General features: G+C 69.3%; 20 protein-coding genes. 8 read left to right on the forward strand and 12 right to left on the reverse strand.

Features of this window, described 5'->3' with window-relative positions:
* Positions 1 to 49 precede the first annotated feature (49 nt).
* A complete protein-coding gene (locus tag M8859_RS13115) occupies positions 50 to 658 on the reverse strand; it encodes a hypothetical protein (protein ID WP_159922285.1) in 609 nt (202 codons plus the stop codon).
* Positions 659 to 945: 287 nt separating this feature from the next.
* Entirely contained in the window at positions 946 to 1,278 is a 333-nt protein-coding gene (locus tag M8859_RS13120; RefSeq protein WP_159922287.1) for a hypothetical protein, read from the reverse strand.
* Positions 1,279 to 1,925: 647 nt separating this feature from the next.
* On the opposite strand from M8859_RS13120, the gene M8859_RS13125 reads away from it, so the two are divergent.
* From M8859_RS13125 to M8859_RS13140, 4 genes are read left to right on the forward strand one after another with little or no spacing between them, the layout of a single operon-like run.
* The gene (locus M8859_RS13125) at positions 1,926 to 2,975 is read left to right on the forward strand and encodes a helix-turn-helix domain-containing protein (RefSeq protein WP_159922289.1); all 1,050 of its coding nucleotides are present in this window, start codon (positions 1,926 to 1,928) and stop codon (positions 2,973 to 2,975) included.
* Entirely contained in the window at positions 2,972 to 4,411 is a 1,440-nt protein-coding gene (locus M8859_RS13130; RefSeq protein WP_195139595.1) for a pyridoxal phosphate-dependent aminotransferase, read from the forward strand. Before M8859_RS13125 ends, M8859_RS13130 begins: the two co-directional genes overlap by 4 nt.
* An 8-nt stretch (positions 4,412 to 4,419) precedes the next feature.
* On the forward strand, positions 4,420 to 5,379 hold the full coding sequence (locus tag M8859_RS13135; protein ID WP_308221200.1) for a Rossmann-fold NAD(P)-binding domain-containing protein: 960 nt from the start codon (positions 4,420 to 4,422) through the stop codon (positions 5,377 to 5,379).
* Between the two features lie 31 nt (positions 5,380 to 5,410).
* Positions 5,411 to 6,178, forward strand: a complete 768-nt coding sequence (locus M8859_RS13140; RefSeq protein ID WP_159922295.1) for an SDR family NAD(P)-dependent oxidoreductase — start codon at positions 5,411 to 5,413, stop codon at positions 6,176 to 6,178.
* On the opposite strand, the gene M8859_RS13145 is transcribed toward M8859_RS13140, so the two are convergent.
* Complete coding sequence (locus tag M8859_RS13145; RefSeq protein ID WP_159922297.1) at positions 6,179 to 6,817, reverse strand: class I SAM-dependent methyltransferase; 639 nt, start codon at positions 6,815 to 6,817, stop codon at positions 6,179 to 6,181.
* Between the two features lie 77 nt (positions 6,818 to 6,894).
* Here M8859_RS13145 and M8859_RS13150 point away from each other — a divergent pair, with 77 nt between their 5' ends.
* Entirely contained in the window at positions 6,895 to 8,310 is a 1,416-nt protein-coding gene (locus tag M8859_RS13150) for a hypothetical protein (RefSeq protein WP_249644286.1), read from the forward strand.
* A gap of 812 nt (positions 8,311 to 9,122) precedes the next feature.
* Here M8859_RS13150 and M8859_RS13155 read toward each other — a convergent pair.
* Positions 9,123 to 10,139, reverse strand: coding sequence for a stage II sporulation protein M (locus M8859_RS13155; RefSeq protein WP_195069855.1), 1,017 nt, complete (start codon positions 10,137 to 10,139; stop codon positions 9,123 to 9,125).
* A gap of 43 nt (positions 10,140 to 10,182) precedes the next feature.
* Here M8859_RS13155 and M8859_RS13160 point away from each other — a divergent pair, with 43 nt between their 5' ends.
* Positions 10,183 to 10,986 carry an RDD family protein gene (locus M8859_RS13160; RefSeq protein ID WP_195069854.1) on the forward strand — a complete coding sequence of 268 codons (804 nt, stop codon included), beginning with the start codon at positions 10,183 to 10,185 and terminating at the stop codon, positions 10,984 to 10,986.
* On the opposite strand, the gene add is transcribed toward M8859_RS13160, so the two are convergent.
* From add to M8859_RS13190, 6 genes are all read right to left on the reverse strand, one after another.
* A complete protein-coding gene (add, locus tag M8859_RS13165; protein ID WP_195069853.1) occupies positions 10,965 to 11,984 on the reverse strand; it encodes an adenosine deaminase in 1,020 nt (339 codons plus the stop codon). The two genes, M8859_RS13160 and add, sit on opposite strands and share 22 nt — an antisense overlap.
* 15 nt (positions 11,985 to 11,999) lie before the next feature.
* Complete coding sequence (locus tag M8859_RS13170; RefSeq protein ID WP_249644287.1) at positions 12,000 to 13,295, reverse strand: DUF58 domain-containing protein; 1,296 nt, start codon at positions 13,293 to 13,295, stop codon at positions 12,000 to 12,002.
* 3 nt (positions 13,296 to 13,298) lie between these two features.
* On the reverse strand, positions 13,299 to 14,276 hold the full coding sequence (locus M8859_RS13175) for an AAA family ATPase (RefSeq protein ID WP_159922309.1): 978 nt from the start codon (positions 14,274 to 14,276) through the stop codon (positions 13,299 to 13,301).
* 67 nt (positions 14,277 to 14,343) lie between these two features.
* Entirely contained in the window at positions 14,344 to 15,435 is a 1,092-nt protein-coding gene (locus M8859_RS13180; protein WP_195069852.1) for a DUF4129 domain-containing protein, read from the reverse strand.
* Positions 15,432 to 16,229: a hypothetical protein gene (locus tag M8859_RS13185; protein WP_249644288.1), complete on the reverse strand. Its 798-nt coding sequence runs from the start codon at positions 16,227 to 16,229 to the stop codon at positions 15,432 to 15,434. Before M8859_RS13185 ends, M8859_RS13180 begins: the two co-directional genes overlap by 4 nt.
* 91 nt (positions 16,230 to 16,320) lie before the next feature.
* Positions 16,321 to 16,860, reverse strand: a complete 540-nt coding sequence (locus tag M8859_RS13190) for a TetR/AcrR family transcriptional regulator (RefSeq protein WP_159922313.1) — start codon at positions 16,858 to 16,860, stop codon at positions 16,321 to 16,323.
* An 87-nt stretch (positions 16,861 to 16,947) separates the two neighbouring features.
* On the opposite strand from M8859_RS13190, the gene M8859_RS13195 reads away from it, so the two are divergent.
* Positions 16,948 to 18,483, forward strand: coding sequence for an MFS transporter (locus M8859_RS13195; RefSeq protein WP_195069851.1), 1,536 nt, complete (start codon positions 16,948 to 16,950; stop codon positions 18,481 to 18,483).
* Positions 18,484 to 18,524: 41 nt separating this feature from the next.
* On the opposite strand, the gene M8859_RS13200 is transcribed toward M8859_RS13195, so the two are convergent.
* Positions 18,525 to 20,138, reverse strand: coding sequence for an adenylate/guanylate cyclase domain-containing protein (locus tag M8859_RS13200; protein WP_195069850.1), 1,614 nt, complete (start codon positions 20,136 to 20,138; stop codon positions 18,525 to 18,527).
* 351 nt (positions 20,139 to 20,489) lie between these two features.
* A complete protein-coding gene (locus tag M8859_RS13205; RefSeq protein ID WP_249644289.1) occupies positions 20,490 to 22,175 on the reverse strand; it encodes a DUF4407 domain-containing protein in 1,686 nt (561 codons plus the stop codon).
* Positions 22,176 to 22,399: 224 nt separating this feature from the next.
* Between M8859_RS13205 and M8859_RS13210 the strand changes: the two genes are divergently transcribed.
* A complete protein-coding gene (locus M8859_RS13210) occupies positions 22,400 to 22,975 on the forward strand; it encodes a chorismate mutase (RefSeq protein WP_159922321.1) in 576 nt (191 codons plus the stop codon).
* The last annotated feature ends 508 nt before the right edge of the window (positions 22,976 to 23,483 follow it).

Genomic DNA, 23,483 nt, shown 5'->3' on the forward strand with positions numbered 1-23,483 from the left:
GCTACCTCTTCCCTCATGTGGGAATGACTCGACCGGGGTCGGCAAGCCACTACTTCTGGGGTGAACTCAGCTGCGGTTCATGCAGGTCGAAGTAGGTGGCGTCGCCCATCAGCGCGTTCTCCTCCTCGAACAGCGACCGCAGATCGTCCGGTATCTCCATCTTCTCGTGTTCGCGGGCTTCGGCTTCGGAGGTGAAGTACACCGTCTCGACGAATCCGTCGTCGCCGAAGGTGGCCAGCGTGCCGCCGAGAATCTCCGGGCGTACTTCGTGCACCCGATCGCCCGACTGCGCCAAGATCTCGCGCATCCGGCGCGCGTCACGCGTGTGACCCTCGATGACCTGCACGAATCCGGCGCGGTCCGAGCCGCCGCCCATCCACTGCGTGACATCGGCGCAATCCATGAAGGTGACCGGGCCGTCGAAGCATTGCTTGGTCTCCTCCCACCAAGCGCCCTGTTCGGGACGCTCGCTGTTGCGGCGGGCGGCCTCCGCGGATTCGAATCGGGCCAGCGCGATGAAGGTGCCGTCGTCGCACAGTCCGCTCGTCGTGCCGAGATAGCCGACGGCTCCCGGCTGCAGTTCCTCGTTCCACCGATCCATGCATCGGCGCAGGCGGGCGGGGTCGGCGGTTTTTCCTTGAATGACTTGGATGAACATCGGTTCCTCCTGGGGCGGAGTGACCACTCCGCGGTGTCGCCGGCCCGTCACATCGTGGTCCACCGAGGAGCGGGACACCGCACGGCCCGCGACGGCGGCCGGCGCACAGTCAATCGTTCGCCGCTCGGTGGCCGCACGCAAGTGCCGGACGCCGGTGCATCGATGAGGCATCGGCCCAGCGGAGAATCGGGCTACGCGCCCGCCGAAGTCGTGCGGCAAGCAGGACGAATCGGAGCGGAAGCGGCGGCCTGGCCGCTCGCATTTCCGGCGGTTCTCCACCAGGCCGCTCAGGCGGCGGAAAGAGGCGTTTCGGCGCAGCGGGCTGCCGCGTTGTCGCGTTCGGCGATGCGGGCGTACAGCCGGATCAGCACCTCGCGCAGGGTGAGGCCCAGCTCGGCGGCGTGAATGGCGGCCACTTCGAGGGCGAGGTCGCTGGTGAGCGTGCGGGGATCGCTGAGCATTTCGTCCAGGACCATGCCGCTGACTGCCTGTGCGCGAGTCCATCCTACGGTGGGCAGCCAGCTCAGTTCCCAGACTTCGCCGGAGGAAAAGGAAAGCAGCCGCGCGCTTTCCGGGGTGATGTCGCTGGTGATGATCGAATCGGTGATGTCGAGTGCCATGATCCGCTCTCATTCACTCTGTTCCGGGATGACGCGGACCCGCCGCTCGTCACGGGGACGGTGGCCGTGCTCGGCCACGGCCCGAACGCGGCGGAATCGTCCGTGCCTGAATTGCTCGGGCCCGAGGGTCTCGGGCAGATCGGCGCGAGCGGCGGAAGTCGGTCGATCACGCCTGGCCGCAGGTGCGGCCCGGCCCGCGCCATATCGAGGTATCCGTGTCCGGCACCTCCTAGAGCTATCGGGCCACCGAGGTCGGCGAATGTAGGTGGAACACGTTGCGCCGAAATCGAATTGCGGTGGCTTTGACACAAGGCTAGGTAAGGACACCTCGTGCTGTCAATGAAGCTTCAACGCTTTCTGAAGATACTTCTTAAGCGTCAGAGTTCGAGAATGGTCATATGGCTCAACAGATGTCACGATCTGTGGTTTCTCATCACTGGGCGGACCTTGTGAAGCGGAAATTCGAGCTTGTGTGGCAGTCTGGCTTCACTCGGCTTCGGGTCGCTGCTCGTGCGGTCGAATCTCTTGTTGGCAACGAAATTCGGCGAAAGCGTTTCATCCGACGCCGCTTGACACTTGATGATTAGAATGTCGCAACGTGACACTGCGTGAGCATGCGTACGCAAGGTGCAGGATGGAGGCTCGGTATGGCTGGCTCCGGCTCCCGTGAGCAGGTCGGCAACTTGGTTCGCAGGCTACGACTGGAACGCGGCTACACCCAGGCGACGCTCGCCACCAGGGCGGGCTGCTCTCGCAGTCTCATTCAGCAGATCGAGAACGGCAGCCGGATTCCGCCGCTCGCACTGCGGGAACGTCTGAGCCTCGCCCTCGGCGCGGAATTGCCCACCGACGGCAGCGCCGATCCCGCGACCGATCCGACCAGTAGCGCCTACTACGACCTGCGAATGCGATTCAACGTGCTGCTGGGCAAAGATCCCGAATTGGTGGAGCGGGCGCTGGGTATAGCGCAGAGCCTGATCGACGCGTCCGGGGCGCGAGAGGAGATCGAGCCGCTGCGATCTATCGCCGATCGGCAGTTGGAACGCGCCGAAGAGATTCTCGCGCAGATTCCCTCACGCAGTGCCACGGTGTGGGAGTGGAACACCGTCATCGACTGGCTGACGATCCTCGAGCAGGCCACCACGTCGGTTCGTGCGATCCATACCGCGGACCTGGGCACGATCGGCGGGGACGTCGGCGACGACTATCACGCGGCGATCCTGCGCCTGGCCGACAAGGCTCATCCGCCGAAAATCGATGTGCGACGGATGTACGTGCTCGACGACATCTCCGATGTGTGGCCCTATGACGACAAGTTGTGGAAACAGGCGCGCTCGGGCGTGGAAAGCGTGCTGGTCAAGCGCGAGTACGCGCGCAACGCGCAGAGCATGCTGGTGGTCGACGACCGCTACGTCGCGGTGGGCGAGTACGACTACTCGCGCCAAGCTCGGGTGGCGACGCGCTTCTCCGCGCTGAAGCACGACGTCGCGTTCGCGGTCCGGCGGTTCGAGAAACTCTATGACCTCCGACGCGCCGGATCGGCCGTCGTGGTCGACCAGATCGTCGCGCAGCCGCCCTTGGCGGAGTTCGACCGGCTCTCCGACGGCGACTGCCGCACCCAGTTTCGCGCCGCGCTGCAAGACAAATGGAACACCGTGCCCGCACCGGGAGACTATTCAGAAGGCGAGGTTCCGTGACTCAGAGCCAGGTGCTCACCGATCCGCTCGCCGACCTGGCGACGCTGACCAATCGTTCCGAGGCCAGGAAACGGGAAGTGCGCGGGCGGATTTCGCGGGACGCGTGGTTCGCGGGCACCGGCGGCCGCCGCTATTCCGGCGTCATCGACGCCTACCACGGCGAAACGGGCCGGGCGCCGGACGCGCACGCCGTCGCGGCGCTGGATCGAGCGTGGCGGGAGAGCCTGCACATCGCGCCGTCGGCGGAGTATCTCGACGGCAGGCTGTACGACAAACGACAGCCGCTGATCCTGCGCGAGCTGGCGGCCCGCAGGCTGTTCGACCGGCTGTCGCACCCGGTGGAAGGTGTGCCCGGCGTCCGAGTGCGCGCCGAAGAGGTGATCGTCTGCCCGTACTCGAGCACGATGCTCCTGGAGGAGGCCGTGGCCACCCTGGCCAGGCCCGGCGGGGTCATCGTGTGCCCGGAGGGGTTCTACAAGAGCTCCAGCATTCACGTGGAGAAATCCGGCTTGCGGATCGTGTCGTGCCCGGTAGCCCCGGACGACGCGTTCAAGATCGATCCCGCCCGGCTGGCCCGCTGCCTCGACGAGCTGCGTGCCACAGGCGAACTGTGCGGCGTGCTGCTCACGCTGCCGGGCAATCCGGTGGTCGCGGACTACACCGCGGCCGAGCTGGCGCAGATCGGACGGGTGCTGCTCGACTGCGGCGCTCCGGTCATCTGCGACATGGCTTTCGACCGGCTGGTGGCCTCGCACATCCCGATCGCCGCGTTGCACGTGGAGACCGAGCAGGGCATCCGGCGACTGTATGACGTCATGCTGACCATCACGGGAAACTCGAAGGGCTACAACGCCTTCGGTCCCTGCAAGATGGGTGCGGCGTGCACCGGCGATATCGCGTGGCTGGAGCGTATCCGCAAACGGCTCACCATCTCGTTCCAGCGCGAGACCACCCATCTGGCGCGTGCGATCCTCGAGCACACTCCCGAGGATTACTTCGACCGAAATCACATGCTGATGCGGGCGCAGATCGACCGGGCTCGCGGTCACATCGCCGCGATCAACAACCGGTTCGGGGCCGATGTGCTGCGACCGCTGGGCAACCCGGAAGGGATGTTCGTCTCGCTGGTGTTCGATCGCATTCTGCTCGACCGGGCGGGCGTGCACACGAGCGCGCAGGTGGAGGACATGGTGCTCGCCGTGGCCGGTGTCGACAGCGTCGCGCTGGACCGGACCGGCTCGCTGCGTCCCGGCGTCCGGTTGAACGTCCTCGCTCCGCGCAAAGCGCCCCGCCACGAATCGCCCGCTCTGATCGAGGAACTCTTCGACCGGCTCGAGCAACTGATCCGCGATATCGCAGGCGGACTCACCTATCGCGAAGCGCTGGCCGATCGCGGCCTGACCGCCCTCGTGGCGGAATCCGGGGCCACGCGGTGATCGTCGGGGTGCTGCGTGAGACGGCTCCCCGGGAGACCCGCGTGGCGCTCACACCGGAGGGCGTGCGCACACTTTCGACGGCGGGACTCCGAGTCGTCGTGGAGGCGGGCGCGGGGCAGGGTGCGGGGTTCGCCGACGCGGCCTACCGCGCGTCCGGGGCGGTCGTCGCGGATCGCGCCACGGTATTCGAGCGCGCGGGCATCGTGGTGTGGGTGAAACCCCCGGCGTACGAATTGGACTCGTTGCCGCTGCGCGCGGGGACGACGCTGGTGGGCTTCCAGGATCCGCACTACCGCCGCCACGAGATCGATCGGTTGCGCGCCCGCGGTATCGAGTCGGTCGCCTTCGACCGGGTGCCGCGCGACGAGACGACCACCGAGATCGACGCGCTGACCACCATGAGCCGGATCGCGGGCGGGGTGGGTTACGCCGAAGGCAGGCGATTGCTCTCCCCGTCGCGGCGCACCGGCCCGGTCCGGGCTCTCGTGCTGGGGTGCGGGGCGGCCGGGCTCGCCGCGATCGCGGCCGCGCGCACGTTCGATGACGAGAAACCGACGGCGGTCGGTAATCGCCTCGCGCAGCGGGACGCCGCGTTCGAGGCGGGCGCCGGGCGTTTCGTGCCGAACCGGGACGACAACGCGGCACTGCTGGAATCGCTCGCCACGACGACGCCCGACCTCGTCGTCTGCACCGCCGTGCACCGTGGCTCCCCGGCCCCCCGTCTGCTCGACCAAAAGGCTTTGGACCTGCTCGGCCCGGGGGCCGTGGTCGTGGACCTCGTGGCCAAGGCGGGCGGCAATTGCGTCGCGACCGTCGCGGACCGGACCGCCACCCTGCCCAACGGCGTCGTCGTCACGCATCGCTCGAACTATCCGGCCAGCCGTCCGGAGCCGGCCAGCCATGCCTACGGTGCGGCGGCGGCCGCCATGGTGCTGCGGATCGCCCGGGGAACGGCGGATGTCCCTTGACGCTGGATGAGAACGTGTTCTAATTTTTGGCATGCGCAGATTTGACGGCCGCCGCGTGGTGGTGACGGGAGCTGGATCCGGCATCGGTCAGGGCATCGCCCTGCGGCTGCTGGACGAAGGGGCGCAACTGGTCGCCGCCGACATCGACGCGGCGGGCCTGGCGGCCACCGCGGAAAAGGCGGGCGACGGCGCCGAACGACTGCGAACGGTCGAGGTCGACACGTCCGATCCGGCTTCGGTGCGCACCGCGACCGCGGCGGCGCTCGACTTCCTCGGAGGACTGGACGTGCTGGTCAACGCGGCGGGCATCCTGCGCCCCGCGCGCACCCACGAGATGCCGCTCGAGGTGTGGGACCAGGTGATCAGGGTGAATCTCACCGGTACGTTCCTGATGACCCAGGCCGCGCTGCCCGCCCTGCTGGACACCGGCCGTGGCGTGGTGGTCAACATCTCCTCGACGGCGGCCTTCAGCGCGGCCCCCTACCTCGCCTCCTACGCGGCGTCCAAGGGCGGCGTGACGGCCTTCACCCACGCCATCGCCCTGGAGTACGCCAAGCAGGGCTTGCGCGCGGTGAACATCGTTCCGGCGGGCATCACCAGCGGTATCACGACGAAGTCCATCCTGGATCAGCCCGAAGGGTTCGACCCGCAACTGTTCTCCCGGATGACCGGATGGCTGAACGGGGGAGCGCTGGGCAGCCCGGAGGACATCGCCGGGGTGGTCGCCATGGTCGCCTCCGACGACGGGCGGTACATGACCGGCACCGAGATCAGGGTCGACGGCGGCGCGCTGATGTAGTCAGCGGGGCGTCGCCACCAGAAGGTGATGTGGGATCGGCGTATGCGCCGGCCGCCGGTGCTCGACGTAGCAGCCCGCCTGTTCCAGCGCCGCGATGACCTCCGGCACCGGACGCAGTGTGAAGCCGTAGGACGTGAACGGGAGCTTCGCCATCGCGTCCGGGTCGCCGATACCGATCACCAGACGGCCGCCCGGCCGCACCACCCGCGCGAGTTCGGCGCAGGCCGCCGTGAGATCCGGGACGAAATAGACGGTGTTGACGGTGATCGCGGCGTCGAGACCGTCGTCGGGCAACGGCAGCGCGGTGAGCGAACCCTCGATCAGCCGCAGGCGACCGGCTTCGATATCGCGCGCGTGGCCCGAGCGGGCTCGCGCCAGCATGTCGGCGGAGATCTCGACGCCGTGCACCACGCCGTCGGCCCCCACCCGCTCGAGCAGCAGGGAAAGTCCTGCTCCTCCACCGAATCCCACGTCCGCGACGGTGCTGCCCGGCACGATGGCCGCCGCCTCGACCGCCCCGGCGATCGCGGACTTGTTGCCGCGATTGAGCGCGAAGGCGATACCTTTGCCGAGCACGCCGTGGGGATTCCCGAGCTGGCCGGCCAGGGCGGACAGCAGACGGGCCCGGACAGAGTTCATGGCGCCCATCGTAGCGAGCGGGCTGTGCCGCCTCGCGCCCTCGAAACACCGATTACCGCGAGCGAAGGATGATCCGAATGCGCCGACCGGTGATGCTTCTCGCCGCCTGCCTACTGGCCTTGCTGCCCGGTCCGTCCGCATCGGCGGCCGAGCCTTGGGGGCCGCTCGCTGCGCCGAATCCTTTCCTCGGACCGTCCGGCACCGCCACCATGCACGGCGACGCGGGGTCCTCGGACGTGACGCCGCTCGCCGGTCCGGCCGCCCGCGCCGCAGTGGTCGGTGCGTATCCGCTGGCCTCCGCCTGCCCCACGCTGTTGGAAGGATCGGACCGTCTCGTGGTCGCCCTGTGCACCGCTATCGCGGGACAGATCCCCACTGTGCATCTGCTCGACCCCGCGGCGCCGGGGCCGTTGGCGTACTCGCTGGCCGCGCTGCCGTTGACCAGAGGCAGCCTCCTCGGCGGGGTGTACGCCTACCTGGATCAGGCCGACCGCCTGGTGGTCGTGGACGGCTCCGACCGGTTGCTGCGGGTGCGGCACGAGCGTGACGCGGCAGGGACATGGCGGCTGATCGCCGAACACTACGCCGATCTCGGCTCGGTGATCCCGTCCGGGGACAGCGTGACCGGCCTCGTGCCGGACTGGTCGGGCAATGTGTGGTTCGCGACCGGCCAGGCAGTCGTCGGGTTCGTCACCACGACCGGGCGGGTCACGGCGATGGCGCTGCCCGCGGGAGAACACGTGGCCAACAGCATCTCCGCTGCGCCCGGCGGGCAGGTCGCGGTCGCCACGACGCACGCGTTGTACGAAATGCGCGTCGGCGCGTCCGGCGGTCCGGAGATCGTGTGGCGTGCGGCGTACGACCGGGGATCGGCGCGTAAGCCGGGGCAGCTGAGTTGGGGGACCGGCTCGACACCCACCTACTTCGGGCCGGAGACCGGCGCCGACTATCTGACCGTCGTGGACAACGCCGACGAACAGGTGCACGTCCTTGTATTCCATTCGGGTAGCGGCCGATTGGTGTGCTCGGTTCCGGTGCTCGGCGCGGGTGGTGCGGGGAGCGAGAACTCGCCGGTCGGGATCGGCCGCTCGGTCTTCGTGGCGAGCACCTACGGTTATCCGTACCCGGCACTGCCCGAGGGAGCCGGTCCGGCGGTGCCGCCGAGCGCGCCGTTCACCGGCGGGATGACGCGGATCGATGTGGCCGCCAACGGATGTCGCGTGGTGTGGGAGAATACGGTTCGCAGTGCGGCCGTACCGCGTTTGTCCACCGCCGACGGCGCGCTCTACACGGTCGCGCGCATCGGCCCCGACCACACCACACCGATCGACGGATACGCCTTCACCGTCCTGGACCCGGAAACCGGTGCGGTCACCGCGTCGCACCCCCTCCCCGGCACCGTCGTCGACGATCCACTTCAGACCGCGCCGCTGATCACCCACGACGGCCGCCTGCTGCAAGGCACGGTCACGGGAATCCTCCGCATCGGCTGAGCCCGATGACGGGAGAAGGTGACTCGGGTCACCAAGCGTCGAGTGGTCCGTGGCTGTCTTTCCGGTTCCGGACCCGCGCATTGCGCGAGCGGTCTTCGGCGGTTGTGGCACTGTGACGTGCGTCTCTCGAAGCCGGTTGTGGCCGAGGTGATTTCGCGAGGTCCCGGCTGCTGAGGGTGGGGGTGAGGCGAAGATCACATACCTCGTTGTGGTTGCGGCCGAGGTGCCGACGGGGTGCGCGAAGCGGGGATGCGCGGGCACTTTTTCGCAGCCGGTTAATCCGGAGCCTGTCGGGGAACTGGCCGGTCTTCCTCGGGAGCCACTATGTCCTTACCCGGTTTATTACCGCGTAAACAAACTTGTGGTCTCTTTCCATTCCTCGGTTGTCAGCAACTGTCAATTTGTGCATATGAACGTGCAGGTGGGAGTGGGTGCCAGCAAACCATAGAGGGGTCTATCTCGATGCTCGGCTAACTGCTGGGAAGAGTTCCGAACCGTTGCCGAGCGCGATTCCCGACGATCTTTCGGCGGCTTCGCCGGGACGGCGCACACCTAGTGAAACCGCTATTTCGCGGGTCGCATGCGGTTAGCTGGCACGGGGCGAAAGGGTGGCTTCGCAAGGGTTTGCTGGAGTGCTGCTTTATACGCTTGACCTCGGCGGGGAGGGTTGCGTAGGGATAACGATTGTGTAGAGTTGACGGTAACGCTGGCCGCAGCTTGAGCACGACTCGCTGCGGCCAGCGGAACTCAATCGGGGGAGTTCTCAACCGATCTGGAAGCCACGTAGCTACCGATTGTCCCAGCGGCGCCACTCAGGGTGTGCTGATTGTTGGCTGTGTCACAGGTGATGGTTGCCCGCTCGATACCGGGGCCTTCGGGTTCGCGGGCTCGATGACGGCTCGGCGGCCCAGCCCGAACACGTACACCAGGAACAACGCCTCGGCGGTGAACCCGATGGCGATGCGGATCGGCGCGGGCAGCGGGCTCGGCGTCACGAAACCTTCGATCCAGCCGCAGACCAGCAACACCCCGGCCAGCCCGAGCGCCACGGTCGCGGTCGCCCGTCCCTGCCTGGCCACCGCCTCCACCCGGCTCAGCCGGCCCGGATCGATCAGCGTCCAACCGAGTTTCAGGCCGACGCCGCCCGCGACGAACACCGCGGTCAGCTCCAGCGTGCCGTGCGGAAGGATGAAGCCGAAGAACGAATCCAGCCGCCCCGCGTCGGACATCAGCCCCGCGGTGACACCCAGATTGAGCGCGTTCATGAACAACAGGTAGACCGCGGGAAGGATCAAGACTCCGGTGAACAAGGCGATCGCCGCGACCCACGCGTTGTTCGTCCACACCTGCGCGGCGAAGGCGCCCTGCGGATGCTCCGAGTAGTACGTCTCGAACGCGCCGCCGGGCGCGGTGAGGCCAGCGGTGTCGCTCGGAATGCCGAGCACGTCGCGCGCCGAATCGAACCGGTCCACCCAGATGGCCAAGCCGGCCGAGACGAGTAGGAACGCCGCGGCGACGCCGACCCACCACGGCCAAGACCGGTACAGCGCCGCCGGGAAGCGATGGCTGAAGAACCGGCCGACCTCCCACCAGGTGTCGGTTCGCGTCCCCAGCACCCGGCCCCGCGCACGCGCCAGCAGTGCACTGAGCCCGGCGATCAACTCCGGGTCCGGGCTGTGCGACTGCAGTCGCGCCAGCTGCTGGGACGCGCGGCGGTAGAGCATGACGAGTTCGTCCGCCTCCGCGCCGGTCAGCTTGCTCCGCTTGGACAAGTAGTCGAGCCGGTCCCACGCCCTGCGGTGCGCCAGGCTGTATGCGTCCACGTCCATTCGGTTGCCTCCCACTCCCACCGGTCGCAAGAATGCTATCGACATGGCTGAATTCACCACCGGCGAAGCAGTGGCCCTGGAGCTGCCGATCGCTCGCATCCCCACCAGGGCCACCGCGTTCCTGATCGACGTGCTGGCCCAGTGCACGCTCGGGTTCGTGCTGCTGCTGGCGATCGTCACGTTGCTGCTGCCCGCGGGTGTGGACTCGGCGTGGCTGGAAGTAGTGACGCTGGTCACCATCGTGACCGTGCTGGTCGGGTACCCGGTGACCTGTGAAACCGCCTGGCGCGGGCGGACCCTGGGCAAATTGCTGCTCGGGCTGCGCGTAGTGCGCCAGGACGGCGGGCCGATCGACTTCCGGCACGCGCTCACCCGCGGGCTGGCGGGCGCGATCGTCGACTTCTGGATGCTCGGCGGGTTCGGCGCCATCGCGGTGGTGACCTCGATGTGCTCGCCCCTGGCGCGGCGCATCGGTGACGTGCTCGCCGGCACCGTGGTGGTGCACGCGCAACGACCACTGCCCCCGCCCGCGCTCGCGATCGCGCCGCCGTGGCTGGCCGCGTGGAGCGCCCAGCTCGACCTGGCCGGGCTGCCGGAGGATCTCGCATTGGCGGTGCGGCAGTACCTGACCCGTTTGCGTACTTTGACTCCCGCGGCGCGGCATCATCTCGGCACGGCGCTCGTGGCCGAGGTGTGCGGCCGGTTGCGCGTCGCGCCCCCGGCCGAGTGCCCGCCGGTGCAGATCCTCGGTGCGGTCATCGCCGAACGACAGCGCCGGGCGCTCCCGGCGCCGCTGTTCCCGCCGCGGCTGCCGGCGCCCGCAGGTCAGCCGTTCGCGGCGACGTAGTCGTCGATCTCGCGGAGAAAGGTGTCCTGACGAGCGGGCGTGATCCAGGAGGCGCGGAAGGAGTTCCTGGCCAACTCGGCCAGCCGATCGGACCCGAGACCGGCGTGCTCGGCGAGTGCGAGGTAGTTGTCGGCCACGTACGCGCCGAAGTACGCGGGGTCGTCGCTGTTGATCGTCACCGTCAGCCCACGGTCGAGCAGGCCGACGATCTCCTGCGCCTTCATCTGCGCGGTGACGAAAGAGTTCGACACCGGACAGCAGGTGAGCGCGATGCCGTTGGACCGGGCCAGGTCGACCAGGCGATCGTCCTCCACGATGTTCGTGCCGTGGTCGAGGCGGTCGACGGCGATGTCCTCCAGCGCCTGGCGGATGTGTTCGATCGAGTTCGGCTGGTCGATGTCGCAGTGCATCGTCAGCAGGAAGCCTTCCGCGCGGGCGCGCTCGAAGACGCCGGCGAACTTGCTCGGCGGGTTGCCGCGCTCGTCGGAGTCCAGCCCGACCCCGAGGATCCAGCTCTTGTACGGCAGCGCTTCCAGCAGCGTCGCCATGGCGAACTCCGCGGAATGGTCGCGCAGGAAGCACAGGATCAGCTCGGCGGAAATCCCCAGCTCCCGCCGCGCCCGGGCGATCGCCGACCGATATCCGCTGATCACTGTCGGGAACGGAACCCCGCGCCCGGTGTGCGCCTGCGGATCGAAGAACAGCTCGACATGACGTACGCCTTGGGCGTGCGCCCTGCGCAGATAGTCGTAGGCCAGGTCGTGGAAGTCCTGCGGGAGCAGTAGTACGCGCATTGCCGGGTAGTAGACCTGGAGAAACGACGTCAGGTCGTGGAACCGATAGGTCTGCGCGACCTCGTCCACGTTCTTCTCCGGCAGTTCGATGCCGTTGCGCCGAGCCAGGCGGAACTTCAGCTCCGGCTCCAGCGTCCCTTCCAGATGCAGGTGCAACTCCGCTTTGGGCAGTCCGCGGACGAAGGCGGCGAGATCCGGTGCCATGGGGACATGATCCTCCTAGAGGGCGCCGGACTGCTTCAGTTCCAGGTATTCGTCCGCCAAGGCCTCCGGCAACCGTTCCGGGGACGCGGCCACGACCGCGATCCCGATGCGGCGCAGGGATTCCTGGACCAGCGCGCGTTCGGCGAGGACGGATTCGGCCGCGGCCGCGGCGTAGAGGTCGGAAAGGTCGTCGCGCCGGGTGGCGGCCGCGGCGATATCGGGGTCGGTCACCGAGACGATGAGCACTCGGTGCCGCTGCGCGAGCACCGGCAGCACGGGCAACAGGTTCTCCTCGACCGCGGCGCCGTCGAGGCTGGTGAACCAGACGACCAGGCTGCGCCGGCGGGTGCGCTGAATGGCCGCGCGCACCAGCGCGGCGCTGTCGGTGTCGACCAGCGCCGGGGTGACCCCGGCCATCGCGTGCATGAGCTTGTGCTGCAAGCGCTTTCCGCCGACACCGCGGACCTCGGCGCGCGGCTGCCGGTCGAAGGCGAGCAGGTCGACCGAGTCGCCCGCGGCGGCGGCCAGACCGCCGAGCAGCAGGGCGGCCTCGATGCTCGCGTCCAGGCGCGTACCGTCGCCGACCCGACCCGCGCTGACCCGGCCGGTGTCCAGCAGCATCAGCATGTGCCGGTTGCGCTCGGGCCGCCAGGTGCGGACCAGTACGTCGGTGGCGCGTGCGGTGGCGCGCCAGTCGATGGCGCGCACGTCGTCACCGGCGACGTACTCGCGGAACGAGTCGAATTCGGTGCCCTGGCCACGCAAGTTGGCCACATTGCGGCCTTCGAGATGTTGCAGCCGTTCGACTTTCGACCGCAGCAGCCGTTCGGCGCGGAACGCGGGCAGCGCGCGTACCCAGGCGGGCACACTGCGCCGTGTCTGCCTGCCTGCCAACCCGAGGGGGCCGAGCAGGCGCACCGTGACCGGTCCCGCGACCCGATCGCCACGGTAGGTGGGCGTGAGCGTGGTGCGGAAACGGACTTTGGTGCCGGGGGCGAGTTCCAGCCGGTGCGTGCGGTTCTCGGGACGGGCACTGTCGGGCCAGTCGTCCCACACCGTGCCGCGCAGCACGCGTGTTCCGGCGTTGACCGCGACGAGTTCCACCTCGGCGGAGCGCCCGAGCCGCACCGTGGTCAATGCCTCGCGGGAAAGCGTCAGATCTCGCGCCCGGCCCACGGCCAGGAGATCGAAGAGCAGCCCGGCCGTCAACACACACGTCACCACCACGACGCCGAGCAGGGACGGCATGACCAGAGTGACGAACAGGGCCGCCATGCCTGCCGCGGCGGCCAGCCGACCGGTGACGACCATCCGCTACACCGGGACCGGAACCGACAGCAGCAGCGACGACAGCACGCCCTCGGTGGTCACGCCGTCCAACTCCGCCTCCGGGCGCAGGTGCAGGCGGTGCCGCAACACGGCCACCGCGACGGCTTTCACGTCGTCCGGCGTGACGAACCCGCGACCGTTGAGCCAGGCGAACGCGCGTGAGGCCGCCATCAGCGCGGTCGCCCCTCGGGTGGAGGCGCCGTGCTGCACGGCGGGGGAGGTGCGGGTGGCCCGGCACACGTCGACGGTGTAGGCGAGCACCTCGGGGCTGATCGTCGTCTTCGCGATCGCGGCGCGCGCGGCGCTGATGTGCGCCGGTCCCGCCACGGGACGCAGGCCGGCGGCGGTCAGGTCGCGTGGATCGAAGCCCGCGGCGTGGCGTTGCAGGATGCGGAACTCGTCCTCGCGGCCGGGCAGGTGGATGTCCACCTTGAACAGGAACCGGTCCAGCTGTGCCTCCGGCAGCGGATAGGTGCCCTCCTGTTCGATCGGGTTCTGGGTGGCGACCACGACGAACGGATCAGGCAGCGGCTGCGGCTTGCCGTCCACCGAGACCTGTCGTTCCTCCATCGATTCCAGCAACGACGACTGGGTTTTCGGCGGCGTGCGGTTGATCTCGTCGGCGAGCAGCAGGTTGGTGAACACCGGACCCTGCCGGAAGGTGAACTCGGCGGAATGCGGATCGTAGATCTGCGACCCGGTGACGTCGCCGGGCATCAGATCCGGGGTGAACTGCACTCGCGCGTGGTCCAAGTCCAGTGCGGTGGCCAGCGCCCGCACCAGCAGTGTCTTGGCGACCCCCGGCACGCCTTCGAGCAGCACGTGGCCACGGCACAACAGCGCGAGCACCAGGTACATGACCGCGCTGTCGTTGCCGACCACCGCTTTGCCGATCTCGGCGCGCAGGGCGTGGAACGCGGCGCTCGCCTGCTCGGCCGTCGGGGTGGTCTCGGTGCTGGTCATTCGATCTCCTGTGGTTCGCGGGCGCTCCGGCGCGCGGGGGGCCGGACAAGAATTGGGCGAGAGGGTCTCATCCGACCTCCGATTCGATCCATTCGAGCTGAGCGGCGACCACTTGTAAGGTCCCCGGATCGGGTACGGGGCCGAACAGCGCGGCGCCGATCCGGGCGGGGTCGGCTCCGATGCGAGCGGCGACCACGGCGACGATCCGGTCCGGCGCCGTGTCCGCCGTGATGCCGAGCGGGGAGCGGACGCGGCGCAGCGTGGCCGCCCGCAGCTTCCCGGCGACGTGGTCGTGGTCTTTCGAGCGCCGGTAGAGGGCGGCCTGTCCGGCGAGCAGTTCGTTCGCCGCCACCTCGACCGGACGTGGCTCGCGCACCAGAGCGCCCCGCCTGCGGGCACGCCACCACACCACCAGCGCGGCGGCGATCAGGAACTGCAAGCCGCCGTAGAAGACCGGTGCGGGCAGCCGATCCCAGAGCGGGTCGTCGCCCGCTCCGAAACCGGGGCCGTCGTAGGAGTCGTCCGGCGGAGGGGCGTCGGGCAGATCCGGCGGCGGTTGCGGTTGCGGTGCGGTCGGCGCGCCGCACGATTGCAGTGCGCCGTAGGCCAGCACCAGCAACGCGGCCGTCGCCGCGAGTACGCCCCAGAACCGTGGGTCGCGCAGCAGATTCGGCAGCGGTGGCAGTTTGCGCCTGGTGCGCGGCGCCTTCTCCACCGCTTCGACCTCGGTCGGTTCCGGTGCGGGCGGCGGCGCGGAGGCGGAGAACCGGTCGGCGTATTCCAGCCTGCGGTATTCGTCCTCGGTGGCGCGCCGTCCGCCGTACACGACCTCGTCGAAAGTGTGCGCGGCTGGCTGGATCTCGGTGGCGACCTCGAGCGGCAGCACGGTCGTCACGTCGTCGGCGGTCTCCCGCGCGGTGCGCGAGCGCCGGACCTCGAGCACGCCGCCCTGTTCCAGGCCGCGCAGCACGGCACGGAAGCGTTCTCGCAGGGCACGGTCGAAATCCCGGTGCCGGGCGGCCGTTTCCGCCGCGGCGCGATGGTCGGCGGCGGCGCCGAGCCACGGTGTGCCGGGAGCCGGATCGCCTGCCGTGTGAGGACCTTCGGTCAGAGCGATCTCTACCGGGTCCGGCGCCGGTGGGATCCGCGGATCGCTCATCGCGTCTCCTGCCGGGGGATGCGAATGTCCATTCCCTCCCTGCGGCAACGACGGTCGACGTAGCAGACCACCCGTGCGGAAGCCTCGACCACTTCGCCGAATGCCGTCAGCAGCAGCACCGCCGACGTGGCCAGCACGATGACCGGCCACCGGTGGGTGCCGGAGAAGTCCGAGACGAACAGCGGGATGGCCAGCAACGGGATCGCGAGCAGCCCGAACAGTGCGCGCTGGGCGATCCACAACCCGGTTATCGACCACTCCGCGCCCTCGGCGAGCAGTTTCGCGCGCGCTACGCCGTGGCGGTGCGAGGTGTGCTCGGCGAACAGCACCGGCGCCGCGACCCAGCGGCGGGCGCGCAACCAGCCCAGCCAGATCGCCGCGAGCGGCAGCGTCACGATCAGCACGCCGCCCACCGCGAGGACGCCGAGGCCCACCAGCGTGAACAACAGCTGGAACACCAGCAGCGGGCCGAGGGTCGCACCGAAGCGGCGCAGGGCGGTCCGCAGGCCGATCGGTGCGCCGCCGACGGTCGCGAGTCCGAGCGCCACGGTCGTGCCGCGCAACGCGAACCGCAGCAACCACGCACAGGCCGCGGTGGACAGGATCGCCGCCCAGGCGGTGCCGGCGTCGGAGCCCTCGGTCAGCCCGGAGACGCCCGCGGTCACCGCGACGACCACGGCCTCGGCGATGAACAAGCCCGTCACGCCCGATCCGGCCAGGGCCCGGATGTTGGCCTGGATCAGCGCGAACGGCACATCGAGCAGTTCACGGAAACTCAGCGGTCGGATCGGCACCGTCGTTCCAGGAGACCCCGGTACCGGATCTGTTCCCGCCCCGACGGCGCCGGCCGGTTCGGCGGCTGGCAGCACGGGCCGAGTCTAACCGTCACCGCCGCAGCAGGCGGTCCACCACGTGCCGGTAACGGGCCGGATCGATGGACGGAAGGCCCAGCAGCGCGCGCAGGTATACGCCGTCGCCGACCAGCCGGATGATGTCGGCCTGGACCGGGTCGGCGACCTCCTCGTCCAGACCGTCCGACCAGGAGTTCATCAGTTCCACCAGCGCCTGCTGTACCTCGTCGGGCTCCGGTGTGGCATCGATGGTGCGCATGGTCGCGAGCATGGATCGGTAGAGCTCGAGTTCGACCGCTTCCGCGGCGTCGTCCGGGTTCGGCGTCTGGAGGTACCACTCGGCTACCGAGCCGCCTTTGGCGACGGCGCTGTCGAGTTGCTTGCCCGCCCGCTCGGCCAGTCTGCGCACCAAGCCCGCCAGCAGCGCGTCCTTGCTCTTGAAGTGGTAGAGCAGGCCGCCTTTGGAGACGCCCGCCGTGGCCGCGACGTTCTCCAGCGTCACGTGCGACATGCCTTTTTCCAGCAGCAGGGTCTCGAGCGCGTCCAGGATGCGGTCGCGGGTGTCAGCCGTCACGCATTCGACTATACCGTCTGGACGGTCGGTCGATTACTATACCGTCTGGACGGTAAGAAGAATTGACGACGGAAGTCGAGAAAGACCATGACCACCGATACCGCGCACATCCCCGGACGATCGGCCGGTCCGCCCCGAGCGGGGACCCGCGAGTGGGCCGGATTGTCCGTGCTCGCGCTCGCCTTGCTCCTACTCGCCGTCGACGCGACCGTGCTGGATCTGGCCGTGCCCGCGATCAGCGCCGATCTCGCGCCGACCACGCCGCAACTGCTGTGGATCATCGACGTCTACTCGTTCGTGCTGGCCGGGTTGCTCGTCGTCATGGGCAACCTGGGCGACCGGATCGGGCGGCGCAGGTTGCTGCTGCTCGGCGCGGCCGGATTCGGTATCGCCTCCGCGCTCGCGGCGTGGGCGGTGACGCCGGAGATGCTGGTCGCGGCACGCGTGTTGCAGGGTGTCGCCGGCGCCACGCTGATGCCCGCGACACTGGCCCTGATCAGGTCGATGTTCCTCGAACCGCGCCAGCGGACCGTCGCGATCGCGGTGTGGAGCGCGATGGCGGGCGGCGGCGCCGCGGCCGGACCGCTGCTGGGCGGCTGGCTGCTCGAGCACTACTGGTGGGGTTCGGTGTTCCTGGTGAACCTGCCGGTCATGCTGGTGCTGATCGGTCTGGGTCCGGTGCTGATCCCGGAGTCACGTGATCCGCGGCCCGGTCGCTTCGATCTGGTCAGTGCGGTGCTGTCGATGTCGGCGCTGGTTCCGGTCGTGTACGCGGTGAAGGAGTTCGCGGCGCACGGTCCGAGTCTCGGCACCGCCGTGATCGGCGCGATCGGTGTGCTGGCCGGCGTGTGGTTCGTACGCAGGCAGCGACGGCTGGCGCAACCGATGCTCGACCTGGCGTTGTTCGGGCTGCCGAAGTTCCGTACGGCGGTGCTGACCAATCTGCTGGCGGTGTTCGCGCTGGCGGGTGTGCTGTTCGTCGGCTCGCAGTACCTCCAACTGGTGCTCGGCCGCTCACCCATGCAGGCGGGATTGCTGCTGCTGCCCGGTCTGCTGGCCGGCATGATCGCCTCGCTCGTCGCGGCATGGTTGGTGCGGCGCCTGCGGCCGGGCGCGGTGCTCGGCGGTGCGCTGATGACGGCGGCGGTGGGCGCCGCCCTGTTCGGACTGCTCGGCCCCGACGCGGCCACCAGCACGACCCCTTTCGTGCTCGGCTTCCTGTTCATCGGGGCAGGTGTCGGTGTCGCGCTGACCGTGTCCTCGGATCTGGTGGTCGGCTCGGCGCCGGCCGAGCGCGCGGGCGCGGCCGCCGCGGTGTCGGAGACCGCGTACGAGGCCGGCGTCGCTTTGGGCGTCGCGGTACTCGGCAGCGTGGTCATGGCGATCTTCCGAAACGGTCTCGACCTGACCGGCGTGCCGGGCGATCAGGTCAGCGTCGCCTCCGAATCCCTGGGCGCTGCCACCGCTTTCGCCCGTGAACTGCCGGAAGCCACCGGGAAGGCGTTCCTCGTCTCGGTGCACGAGTCCTTCGTCTCGGGCATCCACTTCGCGGCGATCGGCACCACGTCGATCCTGTTGATCGCCGCGGTGGTGGCGTTCCGATTGCGCAACGCTCGTGCGTAGTGGATCGCACGGCGAACGAGAGCGAGGCGCTGAACCAGTGGTCAGGAGCTGTCCGCGGACCGGGTGCCCGAGCCGGGTGCGTACTCGGTCTGAAGGGGCGGACCGGGAAGCGGCCGCGCGAGCCGGGTCGGGGCGAGGCGGCCGCGCAGGGTGACGGATTCGCCGAGCTGCCAGCGTCCGGCTTCCGGTCCCGCGGCGGCTTCCACCGTGGCGCCGGACGCGAGCAGCAGGCCCTGGTGCTTGGCGAGTTCACACAGGCGAGCGGCCTCGTTCACCGCGTCGCCGATGACGGTGAACTCGTAGCGTTGATGAGCGCCGACATTGCCGGCGACAACTCGCCCCGCGGCCACTCCGACAGCGGCCGCGAAGTCGCCTGCGGTGGTGTCGAGCCGGGCCCGGATCGCGCGGGCGGCCGCCAGCGCCGCACCCGCGGCGTCGGACAACGGCGTCGGCGTGCCGAACACGGCGAGGGCGGCGTCACCTTCGAACTTGTTGATCAGCCCGCCGTGACGTTCCACTTCGTCCACCACGATCCCGAAGAACCGGTTGAGAAGGGCGACCATCTCCGGCGCCGGAATGGTCGCGGCCATCGTCGTCGAGCCGACGATGTCGATGAACAGGGCCGCCGCGTCGGTCTCCACGCCGCCGAGGGTCGGGTCACCCGCCAGCGCGGCCGCGGCGACCTCCCTCCCGACGTGCCTGCCGAACAGGTCCCTGATCTGCTCTCGCTCGCGCAGCCCCTCCACCATGTGGTTGAAACCGCTCTGCAGCTCACCCAGTTCGGTGCCGTCGTAGACGGCCAGCGCGACATCGAGATCGCCGTCCTCGACCTGACGCATCGCCCGGCGCACGCCGAGGATGGGGGCCACCGTCGCGGCCAGGGTCTGCGTCATCAGCAGCAGACCGAACACCAAGGTCGCTCCGCCCAGGGACAGCACACAGACCGCCAGCCGGGCTTTGGTGACGTCGTCCATCACGAGCGCAGAGACCGCGAGCACCATCATCCCGGCCACCGGAACGCCCGAGCCGACCACCCAGACCACCAGTGCGCGTCCGAAGACGCCGATGCCGCGGCGTCGGCCGGAAGCCGCGGCTTCCAGCACCCGGGCCGTGACGGGACGCAACGCGAACTCGATGATCAGATAGCTGTTCGCGCAGACGACGATGGCGCTGATCGCGATGCCGAACGCGACCTTCGGAATCAGCCGCGGCTCGGCCAGGCCGTACAGCGTCGTCAGCAGGACGAGTCCGCCGAACCACAGCAGCGCTTGATCGCGTACCAGCCTGCGCGGTATCGCCGTGGTCGCAGCCTGCTCCTCCTCGGTCGGCACGCGCTCCGGGTCGGTGGCCCACCGCAGCGCACGCAGCCCGCGCGTGGTGCCCCACCAGAGTCCGATCAACAGCGCGCAGGCGGCGTACAGCGGTGCGGCGAGCACGTCGAGCAGTAGGAGGTCGCGACTGAACACCGACGGCCCCGGCAGTACGAAACCGACCAGGACGATCGACACGACCATGCCCGTCAGGTTTCCCAGCAGAGTGGGGACGGTGAGCAACAGCTGGATGCGGACCCGTCGCAGCCCCGAGGACTCCTCAGCGGACCCGAGCAGTCGCGACCCCCATGGCGCCGCGGCGAGCGTCGCCTCCCTGTGTTGCATGGGTGAAGCGTAGGCCGCCCGGCGACCCACCGCCGCCGGTCGTGCCCGCCCTGGCGTGGCCCGCGCTCAGGGCGGTCGAGCAACCCATCCGACGCGGCGCGTTCGACTTCGCCCCGCACAGCGGCGGGCCAGGGAGCGGCTGCGCCGATCGAACGAGCAGTTCGTCCGCCGGTAGGCAATCGACGCTTCACGTGGCTGCCCCCGCTCTCGCCGCCACAGACCGAGCGGCTCGACCGCCAACTGTTGCGAGCTGGTCAGCGGCCCGGCGGGGTCGGAGCCGGGAAGTTCTGCGCGGCGGCCGAGCAGTTCATTCCGGTGGGTGCTGGTGAGCCGGGGCGTTGGATCGCTGCCTCAGCGGCCCGGCGGCAGTTCGCGGCGGTCGGAACCGGGGAGCTCAGGGCGCTGCTGTCCCGGCAGCTCTTCTCGGCGGGCGCCGGTGGGCAGACCGTAGCCCGCGGCGCCGGTCGGCGGAAGCGAGGAGTACTGAGGGGTCGGCGGCGCGGTGTAGTCGGCGTCGACAACGGTTGCAGCGACGTGCTGGGCGTGCGCGATCTCGGGCCCGGGCTGAAATGGGTAGCCGACGGGCTGCGGATGCGAACTCTGGCCGTCGACGGTGACCTTGCGGGTGCGCCGCAACGTGAAGGTGATCTCCTCGACTTCCTCGAATGCCTGCCGCGCGGTACGCAGCGGATGCGTCGCCGTGTCGAGCGCGTTGGCGACGAACGACGGGACCAGCGGCCGGATGAAACGGGCCGCGGTGTCGGTGAACGGCACCGTGCCGATCAGCGGCAACTCGAGACCGCCGCCGCTGGGCGGCGCCGCCGCCGGTGTGGCGGCGACGGTCACGGGGGCCGGTAGGTTCGGCGTCACCTCGGGGGGCATGGCGCTGTCCTTTCGATCGTCCGCCGTTGCGGCGGGAAGTTCGGGGCGGCGCGGCGGCTCGGTGATACCGATCTCGATGCCGCCGATGGCCGCGATGATGCGAGTGCGCTGCCGCTCCCGGTCGATGGCCGTGTCCGCCTCCACCGCGAGGCGGGCGGCGGTGAGCTGCTGTTCGGCGCGCAGGGCCTCGGCCTCGGCGCGCACTTCGGCCTGCTTGACCGCGATAACCGCATCGGCTTCGCGCTCGGCGCGGTCGTACACCGTGCGCGCCGCGTTGTGCCGGTCGAACGACGTCTCCCCCCGCCACCACCGCAGCACCAGAGGCAGCAGGGCCAGCGTGACGAACGCCACGATGAGGAGAACGCGCAGCGGCGGCGCGTCGTGCACTGTGTAGTCGTTCATCGCTTGCCAGCGCGCGCCGAGCCCTCGGTCGGCGTCGTCGAAGGCGGCGGCTCGTGCGGCCGAGAGGTCGTTCTGATCGGCGGCGATCCGGCGGTCGGCGGCGTCGACCCGGCCCTGCGCGGCGGCGAGCTGCTTGCGGGCGTCGTCGAGCATGTCGTTGGCCGTCTGCGTCTCCGGGCCGCGGCCGGGCACACCGGTGATCCTGGTGCGGGGGCACTCCGGTGCCGGGTTGTACTCGCAGCGGGCGATCACGAGGGCCTGGTCGATATCCGTCTGTGCCTTGCCGATCGCCTGTTCGAGGGCAGCCCGGTCGGCTTTCGCCCGGTCCAGTTCGCCCTGCGCCGCGACGACCCGTGGCGCCGAGTCCACCGACCGTTGCGCCTTCTCGTCCAGCAGCCGATCGACGGACCCGCTGAACAGCACGACCGCGGCGAGTTCGGCGATCAATCCGCCCGCCAGCACGGCCACCGCGACGCGCGCGGTCATCCCGAGCCGATCCGGTCCTCCGCTCGGCCGCGCCGTGGCCAGAGCCCGCGCGAGCGTGCCGGTCAGTGTGGCGACCAGGATGCCCGCCGCGAGCGCGACCCACCACGGCCACGTGGACGCCGCGGCCGCGGCGCCGACCGCACCGGAGATCGTCGCGAACAACGCCACCACAGAGCCGGTGACCGCATACCCGGCGCGCTCGTGGCGATCGGTGATCGCGCTGGTCCGACCCCCGCCGAGCCAGGTGAACAAGCCGGTGACGGTCATCGGAATGCACATCCTCTACGTCCCAGGCGCTTTCGCGGGCGCGACGAAACTGTCACGGATTCGTTGTGACAGCGTGACAGGCGCGCCGGGCTCGCAGCGAGCAGGGGCGGCCGGATGTGTCCAGGCTCACAGATCGTCCGAAGCGGGACGGGGCGTGGCGGGTGGATGCGCCTACGCTGGCGCGGTGATTCCGTTCCGTGCGAGCCATCTCGGGAGGTCAGGGCGTGCGCAGAGTCGGGTTGACGTTGCTGGCCGCGGCGTTGCTGATGTGGCCGGCTAGCGCAGGGGCCGCCCCGGCCGACCGGTCACTGGACCGGCTGGTCGCCTTGGTGGTCGAGCGCTTGGACACCGCCGACGCGGTGGCCGCGGCGAAGTGGATGGCCGCCGGTGAGCGCGGCATCGAGCCGACCATCGATGATCCGGCCAGAGAAGCGGAGGTGTACGACGCGATGGCCCGGTTCGGCAACGGTCGCGATCTGCCGGAGAATTGGGTGCGGCAGGTGTTCTTCGGACAGATCGAAGCCAGTAAGACGGTGCAGCGCGGATTGATACTGCGGTGGCGTTTCGACCCCGCCGCCGCGCCCACCGCACCGGCAGGCCTCGCGTCGGTGCGCCCGATCATCGACCGGGTGAACGTCGAGATCCTCGACGAGTTGACCGCGCGCCGGGCCGAACTGGTCGCGCCGGACTGCCCGGAGCGATTGGCCCGCAGCGTCTTCGGTGTGTTCACCACCGGCCGCGGCGACGCCCTGCACCGGGCGGCGCTGGTGCGGGCCTCCGCATCGCTCTGCCCCGTGTAGTGCCGGTCGGCGCCGCCCGGAGGGCCGTGCCGGAAAGATGTGTCCAACACCACTTCCCGATATTTGCTGGTTATGTGCTGAATCCCACATCGGACAAAAGAGTCCGGACGGTCGGATCCTATTAACGGCATGTCACACCCGTGTCGTAAATATCTCACCGGCCGGATCTCCGAGTTAGCCGCCGCCACATGGTTTGCCGGGCACCGGCCGGGGGAAATCCATTTCGATGCAGGTGAGGGCGGTTTCCCGGCCTAGTGAGGAAGGTCTCGGGTCGGTGTCGCGCGTCGGTTTCCCCAGCTGGCACCGGGTGCCATGGGGATCGATCGCACGGCAGGCGCTGCTTTACACTGGACAACGCGCACACGTGGAGGACCCAATGCAGAAGCCCAGCTAAACCTGGTTATTAGCGAAACCTAAGTTGGTTGGGCCCTGGACCTGACTTATCGTTTGCTCTTACGCCGAACACAGAACGTTCGGCTACCTCGCCCGCTCGGGCAGCCCCTAGCCG

Source organism: Nocardia sputi (assembly GCF_023501985.1).

What these genes read in the sequence shown, in the direction of transcription:
- M8859_RS13115 (WP_159922285.1), bottom strand. Translation starts at nt 658, where the DNA reads ATGTTCATCCAAGTCATTCAAGGAAAAACCGCCGACCCCGCCCGCCTG.
- M8859_RS13120 (WP_159922287.1), bottom strand. Translation starts at nt 1,278, where the DNA reads ATGGCACTCGACATCACCGATTCGATCATCACCAGCGACATCACCCCG.
- M8859_RS13125 (WP_159922289.1), top strand. Translation starts at nt 1,926, where the DNA reads ATGGCTGGCTCCGGCTCCCGTGAGCAGGTCGGCAACTTGGTTCGCAGG.
- M8859_RS13140 (WP_159922295.1), top strand. Translation starts at nt 5,411, where the DNA reads ATGCGCAGATTTGACGGCCGCCGCGTGGTGGTGACGGGAGCTGGATCC.
- M8859_RS13145 (WP_159922297.1), bottom strand. Translation starts at nt 6,817, where the DNA reads ATGAACTCTGTCCGGGCCCGTCTGCTGTCCGCCCTGGCCGGCCAGCTC.
- M8859_RS13150 (WP_249644286.1), top strand. Translation starts at nt 6,895, where the DNA reads ATGCGCCGACCGGTGATGCTTCTCGCCGCCTGCCTACTGGCCTTGCTG.
- M8859_RS13155 (WP_195069855.1), bottom strand. Translation starts at nt 10,139, where the DNA reads ATGGACGTGGACGCATACAGCCTGGCGCACCGCAGGGCGTGGGACCGG.
- M8859_RS13160 (WP_195069854.1), top strand. Translation starts at nt 10,183, where the DNA reads ATGGCTGAATTCACCACCGGCGAAGCAGTGGCCCTGGAGCTGCCGATC.
- add (WP_195069853.1), bottom strand. Translation starts at nt 11,984, where the DNA reads ATGGCACCGGATCTCGCCGCCTTCGTCCGCGGACTGCCCAAAGCGGAG.
- M8859_RS13170 (WP_249644287.1), bottom strand. Translation starts at nt 13,295, where the DNA reads ATGGTCGTCACCGGTCGGCTGGCCGCCGCGGCAGGCATGGCGGCCCTG.
- M8859_RS13175 (WP_159922309.1), bottom strand. Translation starts at nt 14,276, where the DNA reads ATGACCAGCACCGAGACCACCCCGACGGCCGAGCAGGCGAGCGCCGCG.
- M8859_RS13180 (WP_195069852.1), bottom strand. Translation starts at nt 15,435, where the DNA reads ATGAGCGATCCGCGGATCCCACCGGCGCCGGACCCGGTAGAGATCGCT.
- M8859_RS13195 (WP_195069851.1), top strand. Translation starts at nt 16,948, where the DNA reads ATGACCACCGATACCGCGCACATCCCCGGACGATCGGCCGGTCCGCCC.
- M8859_RS13200 (WP_195069850.1), bottom strand. Translation starts at nt 20,138, where the DNA reads ATGCAACACAGGGAGGCGACGCTCGCCGCGGCGCCATGGGGGTCGCGA.
- M8859_RS13205 (WP_249644289.1), bottom strand. Translation starts at nt 22,175, where the DNA reads ATGACCGTCACCGGCTTGTTCACCTGGCTCGGCGGGGGTCGGACCAGC.